Origin of the sequence: Neorhizobium sp. NPDC001467 (assembly GCF_050275975.1) — a bacterium.
In the GTDB taxonomy this organism is placed as follows: Bacteria; Pseudomonadota; Alphaproteobacteria; order Rhizobiales; family Rhizobiaceae; genus Neorhizobium.
Genome location: NZ_JBNNPS010000001.1, coordinates 420,947 through 434,787 on the forward strand (window position 1 = coordinate 420,947; position 13,841 = coordinate 434,787).

At 62.2% G+C, this 13,841-nt stretch carries 11 protein-coding genes; 10 read left to right on the forward strand and 1 reads right to left on the reverse strand.

Going from position 1 to position 13,841, the window contains the following annotated elements:
- Nucleotides 1-27: 27 nt before the first annotated feature.
- The 10 genes from ACQKKX_RS02110 (at nucleotide 28) to ureG (ending at nucleotide 10,327) form a co-directional block, all read left to right on the forward strand.
- Nucleotides 28-1,260 (forward strand): ABC transporter substrate-binding protein, encoded by a 1,233-nt coding sequence (locus ACQKKX_RS02110; RefSeq protein ID WP_427568323.1) that lies wholly within the window; start codon nucleotides 28-30, stop codon nucleotides 1,258-1,260.
- A gap of 100 nt (nucleotides 1,261-1,360) precedes the next feature.
- On the forward strand, nucleotides 1,361-2,335 hold the full coding sequence (locus ACQKKX_RS02115) for a carbohydrate ABC transporter permease (protein WP_427568325.1): 975 nt from the start codon (nucleotides 1,361-1,363) through the stop codon (nucleotides 2,333-2,335).
- Entirely contained in the window at nucleotides 2,328-3,281 is a 954-nt protein-coding gene (locus ACQKKX_RS02120; RefSeq protein WP_427568327.1) for a carbohydrate ABC transporter permease, read from the forward strand. Before ACQKKX_RS02115 ends, ACQKKX_RS02120 begins: the two co-directional genes overlap by 8 nt.
- A 5-nt stretch (nucleotides 3,282-3,286) precedes the next feature.
- A complete protein-coding gene (locus tag ACQKKX_RS02125; protein ID WP_427568329.1) occupies nucleotides 3,287-4,405 on the forward strand; it encodes an ABC transporter ATP-binding protein in 1,119 nt (372 codons plus the stop codon).
- 81 nt (nucleotides 4,406-4,486) lie between these two features.
- A complete protein-coding gene (locus ACQKKX_RS02130; RefSeq protein ID WP_427568331.1) occupies nucleotides 4,487-5,248 on the forward strand; it encodes a sugar phosphate isomerase/epimerase family protein in 762 nt (253 codons plus the stop codon).
- 22 nt (nucleotides 5,249-5,270) lie between these two features.
- Complete coding sequence (locus ACQKKX_RS02135) at nucleotides 5,271-6,404, forward strand: Gfo/Idh/MocA family protein (RefSeq protein ID WP_427568333.1); 1,134 nt, start codon at nucleotides 5,271-5,273, stop codon at nucleotides 6,402-6,404.
- 79 nt (nucleotides 6,405-6,483) lie between these two features.
- Nucleotides 6,484-8,094: a glycoside hydrolase family 43 protein gene (locus ACQKKX_RS02140; RefSeq protein ID WP_427568335.1), complete on the forward strand. Its 1,611-nt coding sequence runs from the start codon at nucleotides 6,484-6,486 to the stop codon at nucleotides 8,092-8,094.
- 102 nt (nucleotides 8,095-8,196) lie between these two features.
- Nucleotides 8,197-8,787, forward strand: a complete 591-nt coding sequence (ureE, locus tag ACQKKX_RS02145) for an urease accessory protein UreE (RefSeq protein ID WP_427568337.1) — start codon at nucleotides 8,197-8,199, stop codon at nucleotides 8,785-8,787.
- A gap of 46 nt (nucleotides 8,788-8,833) precedes the next feature.
- Nucleotides 8,834-9,529 carry an urease accessory protein UreF gene (locus ACQKKX_RS02150; protein WP_427568339.1) on the forward strand — a complete coding sequence of 232 codons (696 nt, stop codon included), beginning with the start codon at nucleotides 8,834-8,836 and terminating at the stop codon, nucleotides 9,527-9,529.
- A gap of 186 nt (nucleotides 9,530-9,715) precedes the next feature.
- Nucleotides 9,716-10,327 carry an urease accessory protein UreG gene (gene ureG / locus ACQKKX_RS02155; protein ID WP_427568341.1) on the forward strand — a complete coding sequence of 204 codons (612 nt, stop codon included), beginning with the start codon at nucleotides 9,716-9,718 and terminating at the stop codon, nucleotides 10,325-10,327.
- Nucleotides 10,328-10,507: 180 nt separating this feature from the next.
- Here the strand turns inward: ureG and ACQKKX_RS02160 are convergent, their stop codons facing one another.
- Nucleotides 10,508-13,834 carry an efflux RND transporter permease subunit gene (locus tag ACQKKX_RS02160; protein WP_427568343.1) on the reverse strand — a complete coding sequence of 1,109 codons (3,327 nt, stop codon included), beginning with the start codon at nucleotides 13,832-13,834 and terminating at the stop codon, nucleotides 10,508-10,510.
- Between the last annotated feature and the right edge of the window lie 7 nt (nucleotides 13,835-13,841).

Below are 13,841 nucleotides of genomic sequence, written 5' to 3' on the forward strand. Positions count from 1 at the left end.
GCAACGTTTCAGTGAGGGAGGAGACTCATGCGTATTCGTGCTTTTGCGGCTGTAATGGCCGCCACCGTGGCGCTGCCTGTGATGGGCCAGGCGGCGGATCTGGAGGTCACGCATTGGTGGACGTCGGGCGGCGAAGCCGCAGCCGTCCGGGAGCTTGCGACCGCCTTCGACGCCACCGGCAACAAATGGGTTGATGGTGCGATTGCCGGCTCCGGTAGCACCGCGCGCCCTATCATGATCAGCCGCATCACCGGCGGCGATCCGATGGGGGCCACCCAGTTCAACCATGGCCGACAGGCCGAGGAACTGGTGCAGTCCGGCCTGATGCGCGACCTCACCGAGGTCGTGGAAAAGGGTAAGTGGAAAGAGGTGATCAAGCCGGCCAGCCTGCTCGACAGCTGCACTTATGAGGGCAAGATCTACTGCGCCCCCGTCAACATTCATTCATGGCAATGGCTGTGGCTGTCCAATGCCGCCTTCGAGAAGGCCGGCGTGCCTGTTCCCAAGGACTGGAACGAGTTTGTCGCCGCCGGTCCGAAACTGAAGGCGGCCGGCATCCAGCCGCTGGCCCTGGGCGGCCAGCCCTGGCAGGCCAACAATCTGTTCGACGTTCTGGTCCTGTCGATAGGCGGCAGGGAAATTTACGAAAAGGTCTACAAGGACAAGGATGAGGACGCCGCCGGCGGACCGGAAATCGCCAAGATTTTCGCAGCCGCCGATCAGGCGCGTGAACTCGCCCGCGGCAATAATGTGCAGGACTGGAACCAGGCCACCAATCTGGTCATCACCGGCAAGGCCGGCGGCCAGATCATGGGCGACTGGGCGCAGGGCGAATTCCAGCAGGCCAAGCAGGTGGCCGGCAAGGACTATAGCTGCCTGCCGGGCCTCGGCCTCAGTGAAATCCTGGCGACGGGTGGCGACGCCATCTATTTCCCGCTGCTGGACGATCCCGAGAAGACCAAGGCGCAGGACATGCTGGCCCAGACCATCGTCGATCCGAAGGTGCAGGTGGCATTCAACCTGAAAAAGGGATCGGTGCCGATCCGCAGCGATATTGATCTGGCGGCCGCCAATGACTGCATGAAGAAGGGGATCGAGATCATCGCCAAGGGTGGCACCACCGCCAGCGTCGATCAACTGCTGTCCACCGACACGATGAAGCAGAAGGAGGATCTGATGTCCGAATTCTTCGCCAAGGCCTCGATGACACCGGAAGCCGCGCAGGAACGCTTCGTCGAGATCATCGGCTCGGCCGACTGATCGTTCCGTCACGATCCAGACCGCCTTCGGTTCCATGCCCCCCCGGGGATGGCGCCGAAGGCCAAGGCCGCGCCTTGCGCCGGCCGATCGAGGAGGACCCATGCCCCATTCCATCCCGTCAGGAACGCAGCCGCCCGGATCGGTGGCGTCATCCGTCGGCAAGCCGTCGAGCCGTTCGCGCGGCCGTCCGTCCGGCCGACCCAGCCAGCTGTTTCGCAATCTCCATTCCAAATTTGCCTCCATCCCGATGATCTTCGTCGCTCTGGTAATCTTCCTTGGCGGTTCCATCTGGACGGTGGTCTATTCCTTCACCAATTCGCGGCTTCTGCCGCGCACCAATTTCGTCGGTCTCGATCAGTATGAACGGCTATGGGGCTCGGCGCGCTGGATCGTGTCGATTCAGAATCTGGCCATCTACGGCATCCTGTCGCTGGTGTTCTCGCTGGTCATCGGCTTCGTGCTGGCGGCCCTGATGGACCAGAAGATCCGTTTCGAAAACGTCTTCCGCACCATCTTTCTCTACCCTTTCGCGTTGTCTTTCATCGTCACCGGCCTTGTCTGGCAATGGGTTCTCAACCCGGAATTCGGCATTCAGGCGATCGTGCGCTCGCTCGGCTGGACCACGTTCGAATTCAATCCGGTCTATGATGCCGATCTCGTCATCTACGGCATCCTGATCGCGGGCTTGTGGCAGGGCACGGGGCTTGTCATGTGCCTGATGCTGGCCGGCCTGCGCGGCATCGACGAGGATATCTGGAAAGCGGCGCGCGTCGACGGCATCCCGATGTGGCGCACCTATCTCTTCATCGTCATCCCGATGATGCGGCCGGTCTTCATCACCACGCTCGTCATCATCGGCGCCGGCATTGTCAAACTCTACGATCTCGTGGTGGCGCAGACATCTGGCGGACCGGGCAATGCTTCCGAAGTGCCGGCCAAATACGTCTACGACTACATGTTCCAGGCGCAAAATCTCGGCCAGGGCTTTGCCGCCTCGACGATGATGCTTCTCACCGTGGCGATCATCATCGTGCCCTGGGCCTATCTCGAATTCGGAGGGCGCAAGCGTGGCTGACGTTTCCACTCTCAATACAACCGTCGTGGGTGCCGAGGCATCAGGGATGCCGACCGCCCGCCAGGGGCGCGAGCCTCGCGGCAGGCGGCCGCGCCGCGTCCTCTCCAGTCGCAACATCATGCTTTACGGCATTCTCGGGCTGGCTGCGCTCTATTACATGCTGCCGCTCTATGTGATGGTGATCACGTCGCTCAAGGGCATGCCTGAAATCCGCCTCGGCAACATTTTCTCGCCGCCGGTGGAGATCACGTTCGAGCCATGGGCGAAGGCCTGGGCGCAAGCCTGTACGGGGCTGAATTGCGACGGCCTGTCGCGCGGCTTCTGGAATTCGGTCAGGATCCTTCTGCCGTCGGTCTTCGTCTCCATCCTGGTCGCATCGGTTTCGGGCTATTCGCTGGCCAACTGGCGCTTCAAGGGATCCGAACTGTTCTTCGCGATCCTTATCATCGGGGCCTTCATCCCCTATCAGGTGATGATCTACCCGATCGTCATCGTGTTGCGCGAAATGGGCATTTACGGCACGCTGACGGGGCTGGTCATCGTGCATACCATTTTCGGCATGCCGATCCTGACGCTGCTGTTTCGCAACTATTTCGCCTCGCTGCCGGAGGAACTGTTCAAGGCTGCCCGCATCGACGGGGCCGGCTTCTGGCAGATCTATTTCCGCATCATGCTGCCCATGGCACTGCCGATCTTCGTGGTGGCAATGATCCTGCAGGTCACCGGCATCTGGAACGACTTCCTGTTCGGTGTGGTCTTCACCCGTCCCGATACCTACCCGATGACGGTGCAGCTCAACAACATCGTCAACTCCGTGCAGGGCGTGAAGGAATACAATGTCAACATGGCCGCGACGCTTCTGACGGGCGCCGTGCCTCTCATCGTCTATTTCGTTTCCGGCCGCCTTTTCGTCCGCGGCATCGCCGCCGGCGCAGTGAAGGGATGACCCCAATGAACGTAATTCCCATGCCCGTTTCCAAGGCCGGACACAGTGTATCGGTGCGTGAGCTTACCCTTTCCTTCGGGGCGCTGACGGTTCTGGAAAATCTCAATCTCGATATTCACGATGGCGAATTCCTCGTCTTGCTCGGCTCGTCGGGCTGCGGCAAGTCGACCCTGCTCAACTGTATCGCAGGGCTTCTGGAGCCGACCGACGGGCAAATCTTCATCAAGGACAGGAATGTCACCTGGGAAGAACCCAAGGACCGTGGCATCGGCATGGTGTTTCAGTCCTACGCGCTCTACCCGCAGATGACGGTGGAAAAGAACCTGTCCTTCGGCCTGCGCGTCGCCGGCATGGCGAAAGAGGATATTGCCAGACGCGTGGCACGCGCCGCCGAAATCCTGCAGATCGGGCCGCTGTTGCAGCGCAAGCCGGCAGCCCTTTCCGGCGGCCAGCGCCAGCGCGTGGCGATCGGGCGCGCACTGGTGCGCGACGTCGACGTGTTCCTGTTCGACGAGCCGCTATCCAATCTCGATGCCAAGCTGCGTTCGGAACTGCGCGTGGAGATCAAGCGGCTGCACCAGCAGCTGAAGAACACGATGATCTACGTGACCCATGACCAGATCGAGGCGCTGACGCTGGCCGATCGCATTGCCATCATGAAATCCGGCGTCATCCAGCAACTCGACGATCCGATCACCATCTACAACCGCCCGACGAACCTGTTCGTGGCGGGTTTCATCGGCTCGCCGTCGATGAATTTCCTGCATGGAGAACTGGCGCAGGAGGGCGGGCGCATGGTGTTCCGCGCCCATGGTGTCAGCTTCGGACTGGATGGCTATCAGGGCGTCGAGCCGCTGCGGGCCGGTGCCAGGGTCGTGCTCGGCGTCCGCCCCGAACATATCCGCGTCGATGGCGACGCGTTAGGCGGGGAAGAACACGAGGCCGTGGTCGATATCGAGGAGCCGATGGGCGCCGACAATCTGATCTGGCTGAAACTGGCCGGCCACACGATTTCGGTGCGGGTCGGCGGCGCGCGCCGCTATGCGGTCGGAGCAAAGGTTCGGCTTGGCTTTGACATGACCATGGCATCGCTGTTCGATGCCGAAACGGAAGCGCGTCTGTGACGCCTCCGCGCATTCCCGTGGGCTCGGGTCGGCAATCCGATCCGCCTTCGCAGCGGTTTTCGATTTTCAAGGAGGATGGACATGAGCACTTTCGGTTTCCAGCTTTACAGCGCCCGCAATTTTCCGCCGCTTTCGGATGTTTTCAAGCTCGTCGCACGTGAGGGCTACCGCGAGGTTGAGGGTTATGGGGGGCTTTACGCGACGCTTGACGAGCCTGGCCTGAATGCCATGCGGGCTGAGCTCGATGCCAATGGCCTGACCATGCCAACGGGCCATTTCGGCCTGGACCTCCTTGAAAAGGAACCGGAAAAGGCGATGCTGATCGCCAGAACGCTCGGCATTTCGGCTCTTTATTGCCCGCATCTGGCAGCCGACCAGCGGCCGGCCGATGCCGAGGGATGGTATGCGTTCGGCAAGCGGCTGCAGGAGGCCGGCAAGCGCTATCAGGATGCCGGCTACACGTTCGGCTGGCACAATCACGATTTCGAGTTCGCTCCGTTGGCCGACGGTTCCACGCCGCAAGAGCAGATCTTTGCCGGTGGCCCCGATCTGTCCTGGGAGGCGGATATTGCCTGGGTAATCCGAGGCGGCGCCGATCCGTTCGCCTGGATCGAAAGCTACGGCAAGAAGATCACCGCAGTGCATGTGAAGGATATCGCCCCGCAAGGCGAAAACGCCGATGAGGACGGCTGGTCCGATCTTGGTCATGGCACCGTGCCCTGGAAGGAACTGCTGGCGGCGCTGCGCCAGACGCCCGCCAAACATTACGTGCTCGAACACGATAATCCGAGCGATGTCACACGGCTCGCCAAGCGGTCCATCGCATCCTTCAACACCTACTAATTTCAAACCCTCGGAGTTATCCATGTCGAAGGAACTGGGCGTCGGCATCATCGGATGCGGCAATATTTCCATCACCTATTTCCAGCTTGCGCCCCTATTCAAGGGGCTCAAGATCCTCGCCTGCGCTGATCTCGATCCGGCAGCTGCCCGGCTGCGCGCGCAGGAATATGGCGTGACGGCGCAATCGGTGACGGAACTGCTTGCCAATGACGAACTGGACGTCATCGTCAACCTCACCATTCCGGCGGCGCATTTCACCGTTTCGAAAGCCATTCTGGATGCAGGCAAGCATCTCTATTCGGAAAAGCCGCTGACGATCACGCTTGAAGAGGGCAAGGAATTGCAGGCGCTCGCCCGGGCGAAGAACCTTGCGGTCGGCTGCGCGCCCGATACGTTTCTCGGCGGGTCGCATCAGCTGGCGCGCAAATATATCGATGAGGGTGGCGTCGGTCGCATCACGTCCGGCACATGCCATGTGATGAGCCCGGGAATGGAAATGTGGCATCCCAATCCCGGCTTCTTCTTCCTGCAGGGTGGCGGACCCATCCTCGATCTCGGTCCCTATTACATCGCCAATCTCATCAATTTCTTAGGCCCGATCAAACGTGTGGCCGCGCTGACCTCGATGGCGAACCCGACCCGCACGATCTCCAGCGAGCCGCTGAGGGGGCAGGTCATTCCCGTCGAAACGCCAACCAGTATTCATGCCCTCCTGGAATTCGTCGGCGGCGCGACCATCACGCTGTCGGCGAGCTGGGACGTGTGGTCGCATCGTCATGCCAACATGGAGCTTTACGGCACCGATGGTTCGATCTACGTGCCCGATCCGAACTATTTCGGCGGCACGGTCGAGGCGAGCGGGCGCGACAAGACCATTCTGCCGCTGGCCGACTGGGACCATCCCTTCGCCAGGGTGAACCAGCAGCGGCCGGAAGGACCGCGCGCCAATTATCGCACGGCGGGACTTGCCGACATGGCGGCGGCCCTGATCGACGGACGCGACATACGCTGCTCGATCGACCGGGCGCTGCACGGCGTCGATGTCATGACCTCGATCCTCAAATCGGGGCAGGACGGCAATTTCGTCGCTACCACCACGAGCTGCACCCAGCCGGCTGCTTTCGGCATCGACGAGGCACTGGCGCTGTTGCGCTGAACGCCCGTGTTGCCCACCCGGCTCCGTCCGCCGCGCGCCCGATTGCGCCGGCGGACGATCCGGCAATCCAGGAGACCTCATGATCCGCAACCCTATCCTGCCGGGTTTCAATCCCGACCCCTCGATCTGCCGCGTCGGTGAGGATTACTATATCGCCACCTCCACGTTCGAATGGTATCCGGGGGTGCAGATCCACCATTCCCGTGATCTGGTGAACTGGACGCTGATAAGACGGCCGCTGGAACGCGCAAGTCAGCTCGATATGCGCGGTAATCCCGACAGTTGCGGCGTGTGGGCGCCCTGCCTGTCTTACGCCGACGGCCGGTTCTGGCTTGTCTTTACCGACGTCAAACGCCTCGACGGCAATTTCAAGGATGCCCATAACTATATCGTCACGGCCGAGACCATAGAGGGCGAATGGTCGGATCCGGTCTATGTCAACTCCTCCGGTTTCGATCCGTCGCTGTTTCACGACGACGACGGCCGGAAGTGGTTTCTCAACATGCAATGGAACCATCGTACCGAAAGTTATGGCGGCGCGCCGAAATCGCCCGCCTTCGACGGCATTCTGCTGCAGGAATGGGATGCTGACACCGCAACGCTCAAGGGTCCAATCCGCAATATTTTCGCCGGAAGCCCGCTCGGCCTTGTCGAAGGGCCGCATCTGTTCCGTCGCAACGGCTGGTATTACCTGACGGTGGCCGAGGGTGGCACCGGCTACAATCACGCTGTCACCATGGCGCGGTCGCGGTCGATCGAGGGACCCTACGCGCTGCATCCGGATATGCATGTCATTACCGCCAAGGATCACCCGCAAGCGCCGTTGCAACGCGCGGGCCATGGGCAATATGTCGAAACGCCGGACGGGCAGGCCTATCACACGCATCTCTGCGGGCGGCCGCTGGCACCGCATCGCCGCTCGCCGCTCGGCCGCGAAACGGCTTTGCAGAAATGCGTGTGGATTGACGACTGGCTGTATCTCGCGCAGGGCGGTGTCGTGCCCGATTTGACGGTTCCGGCACCGGCCGAGGCCGTTGCCGTCGAAAAGCCGGCGCGCAACGAGACCGTCTTCGACACGCCGGTGCTGCCTGCTGACTTTCAATGGCTGCGTTCACCTGCCCGCGAGCGGCTGTTCAGTTTGAGCGACCAGCCCGGTCAATTACGGCTGTTCGGACGCGAAAGCCTCGGCTCGTGGTTCGAGCAGTCCCTCGTGGCCCGGCGGCAGGAACACCACCGGTTTCGCGCCGAAACGACGCTTGCCTTTTCTCCCGACACCTACCAGCAGGCGGCGGGCATCGTTCACTATTACAACCGCCACAAGTTTCATGCCGTCGCCGTCACGCTTCACGAAAAACTCGGCCGCGTCGTCACCCTGTTTTCCTGCCCCGGCGATTATCTGAATGCGCGCATGGTATTTCCTGCCGGTAGCGGAGAGGCGCTCGCGCCAGGTGCGGTGGATCTGGCGCTCGAGGTGCGCGACAACGACCTGCAATTCTTCTGGCGGCAGGCGGGCGCAAATGCATGGCAGGCGCTCGGACCGATCCTCGATGCCGGCGTGATTTCCGACGAGGGCGGGCGCGGCGAGCATGGGTCGTTTACCGGCGCTTTTGCTGGCATGTTCGCCTTCGACACGTCGGGCCGCGGCATGCCGGCCGATTTCGCGCATTTTGCCTATGAAAGCCTGGCATAGGGCAGGGATCGCCTCGGCTTTTTTATCGGGCGGCAGACCAACCGCTCTTGTGCTCGACCGCGCGGATGGCAATGATGGCGCACAAACATCGGGACATCACGCATGCAGCACATCCATTCATACCGCCCGGCCGGCGAGATCAGCGATCCGCCGGTCGACACCGTCACCCTGCCGCATGACCTGCGTCATCTGCGGCGCAAGCTTCTGCACCTCTCGAATGGCGACATGGTCATGCTCGATCTCAAACAGGCGGTGCTGTTTCATCACGGCGATCGTCTGGTGCTCGACAATGGCGATACGGTCGAGATACAGGCCGCGCCGGAAAAACTGTACGAAATCAACGGACGCGATGCTCTGCACGTTGTCGAACTCGCCTGGCATCTGGGCAACCGCCACCTGTCGGCGCAGATCGAGGAGGGGCGGATCCTGATCCTGCGCGATCCCGTCATCCGGGCAATGCTGGAAGGACTGGGAGCCCGGGTCTATGACGTCGAGGAACCCTTTCAGCCGGTACACGGCGCCTATCACGCGCATTCGGGAGAGGGGCATTCCGGGCATGGGCATGGTCATGGGCATGGGCATGGGCATGGGCACTCCGGCCCTAGCGGCGGTCACGCGCATGCTCACGACCACGGTCATTCTGGCGACCACAGGAATGGCCACGTGCATGGTCCCGGCTGCCATCATGACTGATCCTGCATGAGCGGCCGGGCCTGACTGACCGAATGACTGACCCAACATGATCGAAACGACGGATCGCCAGCCCCATTCGCATCTCGACACGCAGGGCCTGTTGCGGCTGATGGCCTGGCTCTCGCCGGCCTTCCCGGTCGGCGGTTTTGCCTGGTCGGGCGGGCTCGAGCGGGCGGTGCACGACCGATTGGTCACTGACGCTGCGAGCCTGTCCCGATGGACCACGACGGTTCTGCGCCATGGTTCGCTATGGACAGATGCCGTGCTGTTTTGTCAGGCGTGGCGTCAGCATGCGGATCGACAGGCCGTGGAGGAACTGGCCGAGCTTGGGCTCGCGCTTGCCGGTTCGGCCGAGCGTCACGTCGAAACGCTGTCGCTCGGCACGGCTTTCGTGACAGCGGCGGTGGCGTGGCCGCATCCGGTTTTCGACTATCTGCCGCAAGACACGCCGTTTCCGGTCGCCGTCGGTGCAATTTCGGCTGCCCATGGGCTTGCCTGCGAGAAGGCGCTTGCCGCCTATCTGCATGCGGCGGTCTCCCAGTGGATTTCGGCCGCCATCCGGCTCGGTGTCTGTGGCCAGGCTGACGGCGTGCGGTTGCTTGCCGGCACGGAAGGCGCGATCGGCGCCATCTGCGAAAGCGCCGGAACGTTGACGCTCGACGATCTCGGCACCGCCACCGTGCAGGCGGAAATCTGCACCCTGCGGCACGAAGTCCAGCACTCGCGTCTGTTCCGCTCCTGATCCGCCACCGACCCTCCGGCCGGCGCTCTTCCGCCCTTCTTCCTGCTGCCGATATCCTCCGACCCTGCTGCCGTTTCGTCCGTGACGCCATCCCGCCGTCCCATCCGCCATCTAAGGCATCTTGCCCATTGCACCGTCGGACCGGCGGGCTATTCTGCCTGCAGCATAACGACAAGGACATCGGCGATGAAATCAGCAAACGGTCCCCTGCGGGTGGGTATTGGCGGGCCTGTCGGCTCCGGCAAGACGGCGCTGACGGAAAAGCTCTGCAAGGCCATGCGCGAGACCTATTCGCTCGCGGTCGTCACCAACGACATCTATACCCGCGAGGATGCCGAAGCGCTGGTGCGCTGCCAGGCGCTGTCGTCCGACCGTATCGTTGGCGTCGAGACCGGAGGATGTCCGCACACCGCCATCCGAGAGGATGCGACAATCAACCTGCAGGCCATTGCCGGGCTCAACCGGCGTTTTCCCGATCTCGACGTGGTGTTCATCGAATCGGGCGGCGACAACCTGGCTGCGACCTTCTCACCCGATCTTGCTGACCTCACCATCTACGTGATCTCCACCTGCCAGGGAGAGGAAATTCCGCGCAAGGGCGGTCCGGGCATTACAAGATCCGATCTTCTCATCATCAACAAGAAGGATCTGGCACCTTATGTCGATGTCGATATCGACGTGATGGACCGGGATGCGGCGCGTATGCGCGGGGCGAAACCGCATGTGTTCACCGATCTGAAGCGCGGTGATGGCGTCGAACATGTCGTGCGGTTTTTGGAAACGCAGGGCGGGCTTTGAATTCACAGGCTTGCGGCCCAGACGACGCCCCCACACGCCAGGACATGATGGCCGGCGACCGATGGCGCGCCATCGCCGGACCGTCCTGTCGCGCGGCCACAGGTTGTTTGCGGCGGGCGCTGCGCCGCATCAGTCGCGGACGGGCAAGATGGGGCCTGCCGGTTGCGGCAGATATCACGTTCATTCGGCGGCGAGCGGCGGTAGTCTCAGCACGTTATTGCCCTGGCTGCCCGGCGAACGGTCATCGCCTCTCTCACGTTCCATTCGGTTGACGCGTTCCTCGAGCGCTGCAAGCTCGGCGGCCTGATGGCGGCTTGCTTGGCTGAGCTGTTGTTCCGACAGCGGCAGTTCCTCCTCGTCCTTGCCGCCGACCAGACGGCCGAAGAGACGAGCGAGCAGGCGCGACAGGTCGTCCATGATGAGGAAGAAGGCGGGCACGACGAGCAGCGAGAGCACGGTCGAGACGATGATGCCGCCGATCACGGCGATCGCCATCGGCGCGCGGAAGGAGCCGCCTTCGCCGACGCCGAGCGCCGACGGCAGCATGCCGGCCGACATGGCGATCGAGGTCATGATGATCGGGCGGGCGCGCTTGCGGCCGGCTTCCACCATGGCGTCGACGCGGGACATGCCGGCATGTTTCATCTCGATGGCGAAATCCACCAGCAGAATGGCGTTCTTGGTGACGATGCCCATCAGCATCAGGATGCCGATCAGCACGGGCATGGAAAGCGCGTTCTGGGTGATGATCAGTGCCACCGCCACGCCGCCGATCGCCAGCGGCAGCGAGAACAGGATGGTGAAGGGCTGGATGACATCCTTGAACAGCAGGATCAGCACGACCAGAACCAGAAGCAGGCCGAGCAGCATGGCATTGGCAAAGCCCGCCAGCATCTCGCCCTGCACCTTGGCGTCCCCGCTTTCGGCCAGTTTCACGCTCGCAGGCAATTCGGTTTCCTCGACGATGCGCTTGAACTCCGCCGTCGAGGTTTCGAGCGCGGTGCCCTGCGGCACGTCGGAGCCGATGGCGACGACGCGGTTGCGGGCATTGCGCTTGATCGAGCTTGGCCCTTCCGAATAGTCGATATCGGCGACGCTGGAGAGCGGCACCGTGGCGCCAGAGGCCGTCTTCACCTTGAGCGCGCGGATGCGATCGAGATCGCGGCGCGTATCAAGCGAGGTCTGCACGCGGATGGGGATCTGCCGGTCGTCGAGCGAGATTTTCGTCAGCTGGGCGTCGATATCGCCGATCGTGGCGACACGCACGGTTTGGGAAATCTGCTGCGGCGTGACGCCCAGCCGGGCGGCCTCGTCCTTGCGCGGGCGGATCTGCAGTTCCGGACGGGGCAGGGCGCCATCCTGCGAGACATTGGCGAGGATGGGCGAGGCGCGCAGATTGGATTCGAGAAGCGCGACCGCGTCGTTCAGTTCGTCATTGTTGTCGGACAGAAAGTTGAAGGTGAGTTCGCGTTCCGCCCGGTCGTTTATCTTCGAAATGCGCACGTCCGGGATGGACTGAACCTTTGCGAACAGTTCCTTTTCGATATCCCATTGCGGGCGCGTGCGGCCATGGTCTTCCATCTTCGGCAGGTAGGCGCCGATCAATGGAAGGTTGCCCAACCCCTTGTTGACGATGGTTTTGAGCAGCGAGTGATCCATGTTGCCGAGGATGACGCGGATGGTGGCCCGGCGCAGTTCCAGATCGCCCTTGGGCGATGCTCCGCCCAGCACGAACACGCTTTCTACGCCCTCGAGATCTTTGACCGTATCGTAGATCTGTGCGCTGGTGGCGTCGGTCTCCTCGAGCGTCGCGTTCGGCGGCAGTTCGACGGAGAGTACGATGCGCGAGGAATCCTCGGGCGGCAGAAAACTGCCGGGCACTTTCGACAGCAGGAAGAGCGAGGCACCGAGGAAAGCGATCGCCCCGAGCAACGTCGCATAACGCCAGTACCATTTGTGGGTCGTGCCGGAGACGACCCTCGAATAGGCGCGCATCAGCCTTCCATCATTGTCGTGATGGTCGTCCATCGCATCTTCGGCCCGCATCAGATAGGCGGCCATGAGGGGCGTGATCAGGCGCGCCACCATCAGCGAGAAGAATACGGAAAAGGCAACGGTCAGGCCGAACTGGATGAAATACTGGCCGGGAATGCCCGGCATGAACGATACCGGCACGAAGACCGCGATAATGGTGAAGCTTGTAGCGATAACGGCAAGGCCGATCTCGTCGGCCGCTTCGAGCGCGGCGCGATAGGGCGTCTTCCCCATCTTGATGTGACGGGCGATGTTTTCGATCTCGACGATCGCATCGTCGACGAGAATGCCGGTTGCCAGCGTCAGTGCCAGAAAGCTGACGAGATTGAGCGAAAAGCCCATCACGTCCATGATCCAGAAGGTCGGCACGGCAGAAAGCGGCAGGGCGACGGCGGCGATCAGCGTGGCGCGCCAGTTGCGCAGGAACAGGAAGACGACGATGACGGCAAGGACCGAGCCTTCCACCAGCGTGTGCAGCGCAGCCTCGTAATTGCCGTAGGTGAAGTAGACGGAGTCGTCAACCATCTGGATCGCGACATCGGGATGGGCAGCGCGCACCTGATCGAGGCTTTCGGCAACGGTTTCCGCAACCGATACCTCGCTCGCGCCCTTGGCCCGAAACACCGCGAAAGTCACGGCCGGATTGCCATTGAATCGCGAGAAGGATTTTTCTTCGGCATAGGTGTCTGTGACGCGGCCGAGCTGCGACAGCTTGACGAAATTGCCGGTCGGAAGCGTGATCGTGGTGTTGGAAAGCTCTGCCACGTCACGGGCATCGCCAAGAGTGCGGATCGCCTGCTCGTTGCCGCCGATCTGGCCACGGCCCGAGCCGAGATCGACATTGGTGCCGCGCAGCTGTTCGTTCACTTCGGCCGCCGTGATGCCATAGGCATCGAGCCTTCCGGGTTCGAGCATGACCTGCACTTCGCGGTCCGAGCCGCCATAACGGTCGATGCGGCCCACGCCGCTCTGGCCCTGCAGCGCGCGCTTGACCGTATCATCCACGAACCATGACAGTTCTTCCAGCGTCATGTTGGGTGAGGAAACGGCGAAGGTCTGGATCGCCTGACCTTCGACATCGACCTTGGAGACGACCGGCTCCTCTACATCGGCGGGCAGATCGCTGCGGATGCGGTCAATCGCGTCTTTCGTGTCCTGAACCGCCTCTGCGGTGGGTTTTTCGATGCGGAACAGAACCGTCGTCGTCGACTGGCCATCGACCACGGTGGACTGGATCTCGTCGATGCCGCTGATCGAGGCGACCGCGTCTTCGACCTCCTTGGTCACCTGCATTTCCAGTTCGGCCGGCGCGGCGCCGTTCTGGATGACGGTGATCGACACGACCGGCACGTCGATATTGGGAAAGCGGGTGATCGGCAGCGCGAAGAAGGACTGGATGCCGACGAACATCAGAAGCGCGAAGCCGAGGATCGGCGCGATCGGATTGCGGATCGACCAGGCGGAGAAGTTCATCGCGACA

What these genes read in the sequence shown, in the direction of transcription:
- ACQKKX_RS02110 (WP_427568323.1), top strand. Translation starts at nt 28, where the DNA reads ATGCGTATTCGTGCTTTTGCGGCTGTAATGGCCGCCACCGTGGCGCTG.
- ACQKKX_RS02115 (WP_427568325.1), top strand. Translation starts at nt 1,361, where the DNA reads ATGCCCCATTCCATCCCGTCAGGAACGCAGCCGCCCGGATCGGTGGCG.
- ACQKKX_RS02125 (WP_427568329.1), top strand. Translation starts at nt 3,287, where the DNA reads ATGAACGTAATTCCCATGCCCGTTTCCAAGGCCGGACACAGTGTATCG.
- ACQKKX_RS02130 (WP_427568331.1), top strand. Translation starts at nt 4,487, where the DNA reads ATGAGCACTTTCGGTTTCCAGCTTTACAGCGCCCGCAATTTTCCGCCG.
- ACQKKX_RS02135 (WP_427568333.1), top strand. Translation starts at nt 5,271, where the DNA reads ATGTCGAAGGAACTGGGCGTCGGCATCATCGGATGCGGCAATATTTCC.
- ACQKKX_RS02140 (WP_427568335.1), top strand. Translation starts at nt 6,484, where the DNA reads ATGATCCGCAACCCTATCCTGCCGGGTTTCAATCCCGACCCCTCGATC.
- ureE (WP_427568337.1), top strand. Translation starts at nt 8,197, where the DNA reads ATGCAGCACATCCATTCATACCGCCCGGCCGGCGAGATCAGCGATCCG.
- ACQKKX_RS02150 (WP_427568339.1), top strand. Translation starts at nt 8,834, where the DNA reads ATGATCGAAACGACGGATCGCCAGCCCCATTCGCATCTCGACACGCAG.
- ureG (WP_427568341.1), top strand. Translation starts at nt 9,716, where the DNA reads ATGAAATCAGCAAACGGTCCCCTGCGGGTGGGTATTGGCGGGCCTGTC.
- ACQKKX_RS02160 (WP_427568343.1), bottom strand. Translation starts at nt 13,834, where the DNA reads ATGAACTTCTCCGCCTGGTCGATCCGCAATCCGATCGCGCCGATCCTC.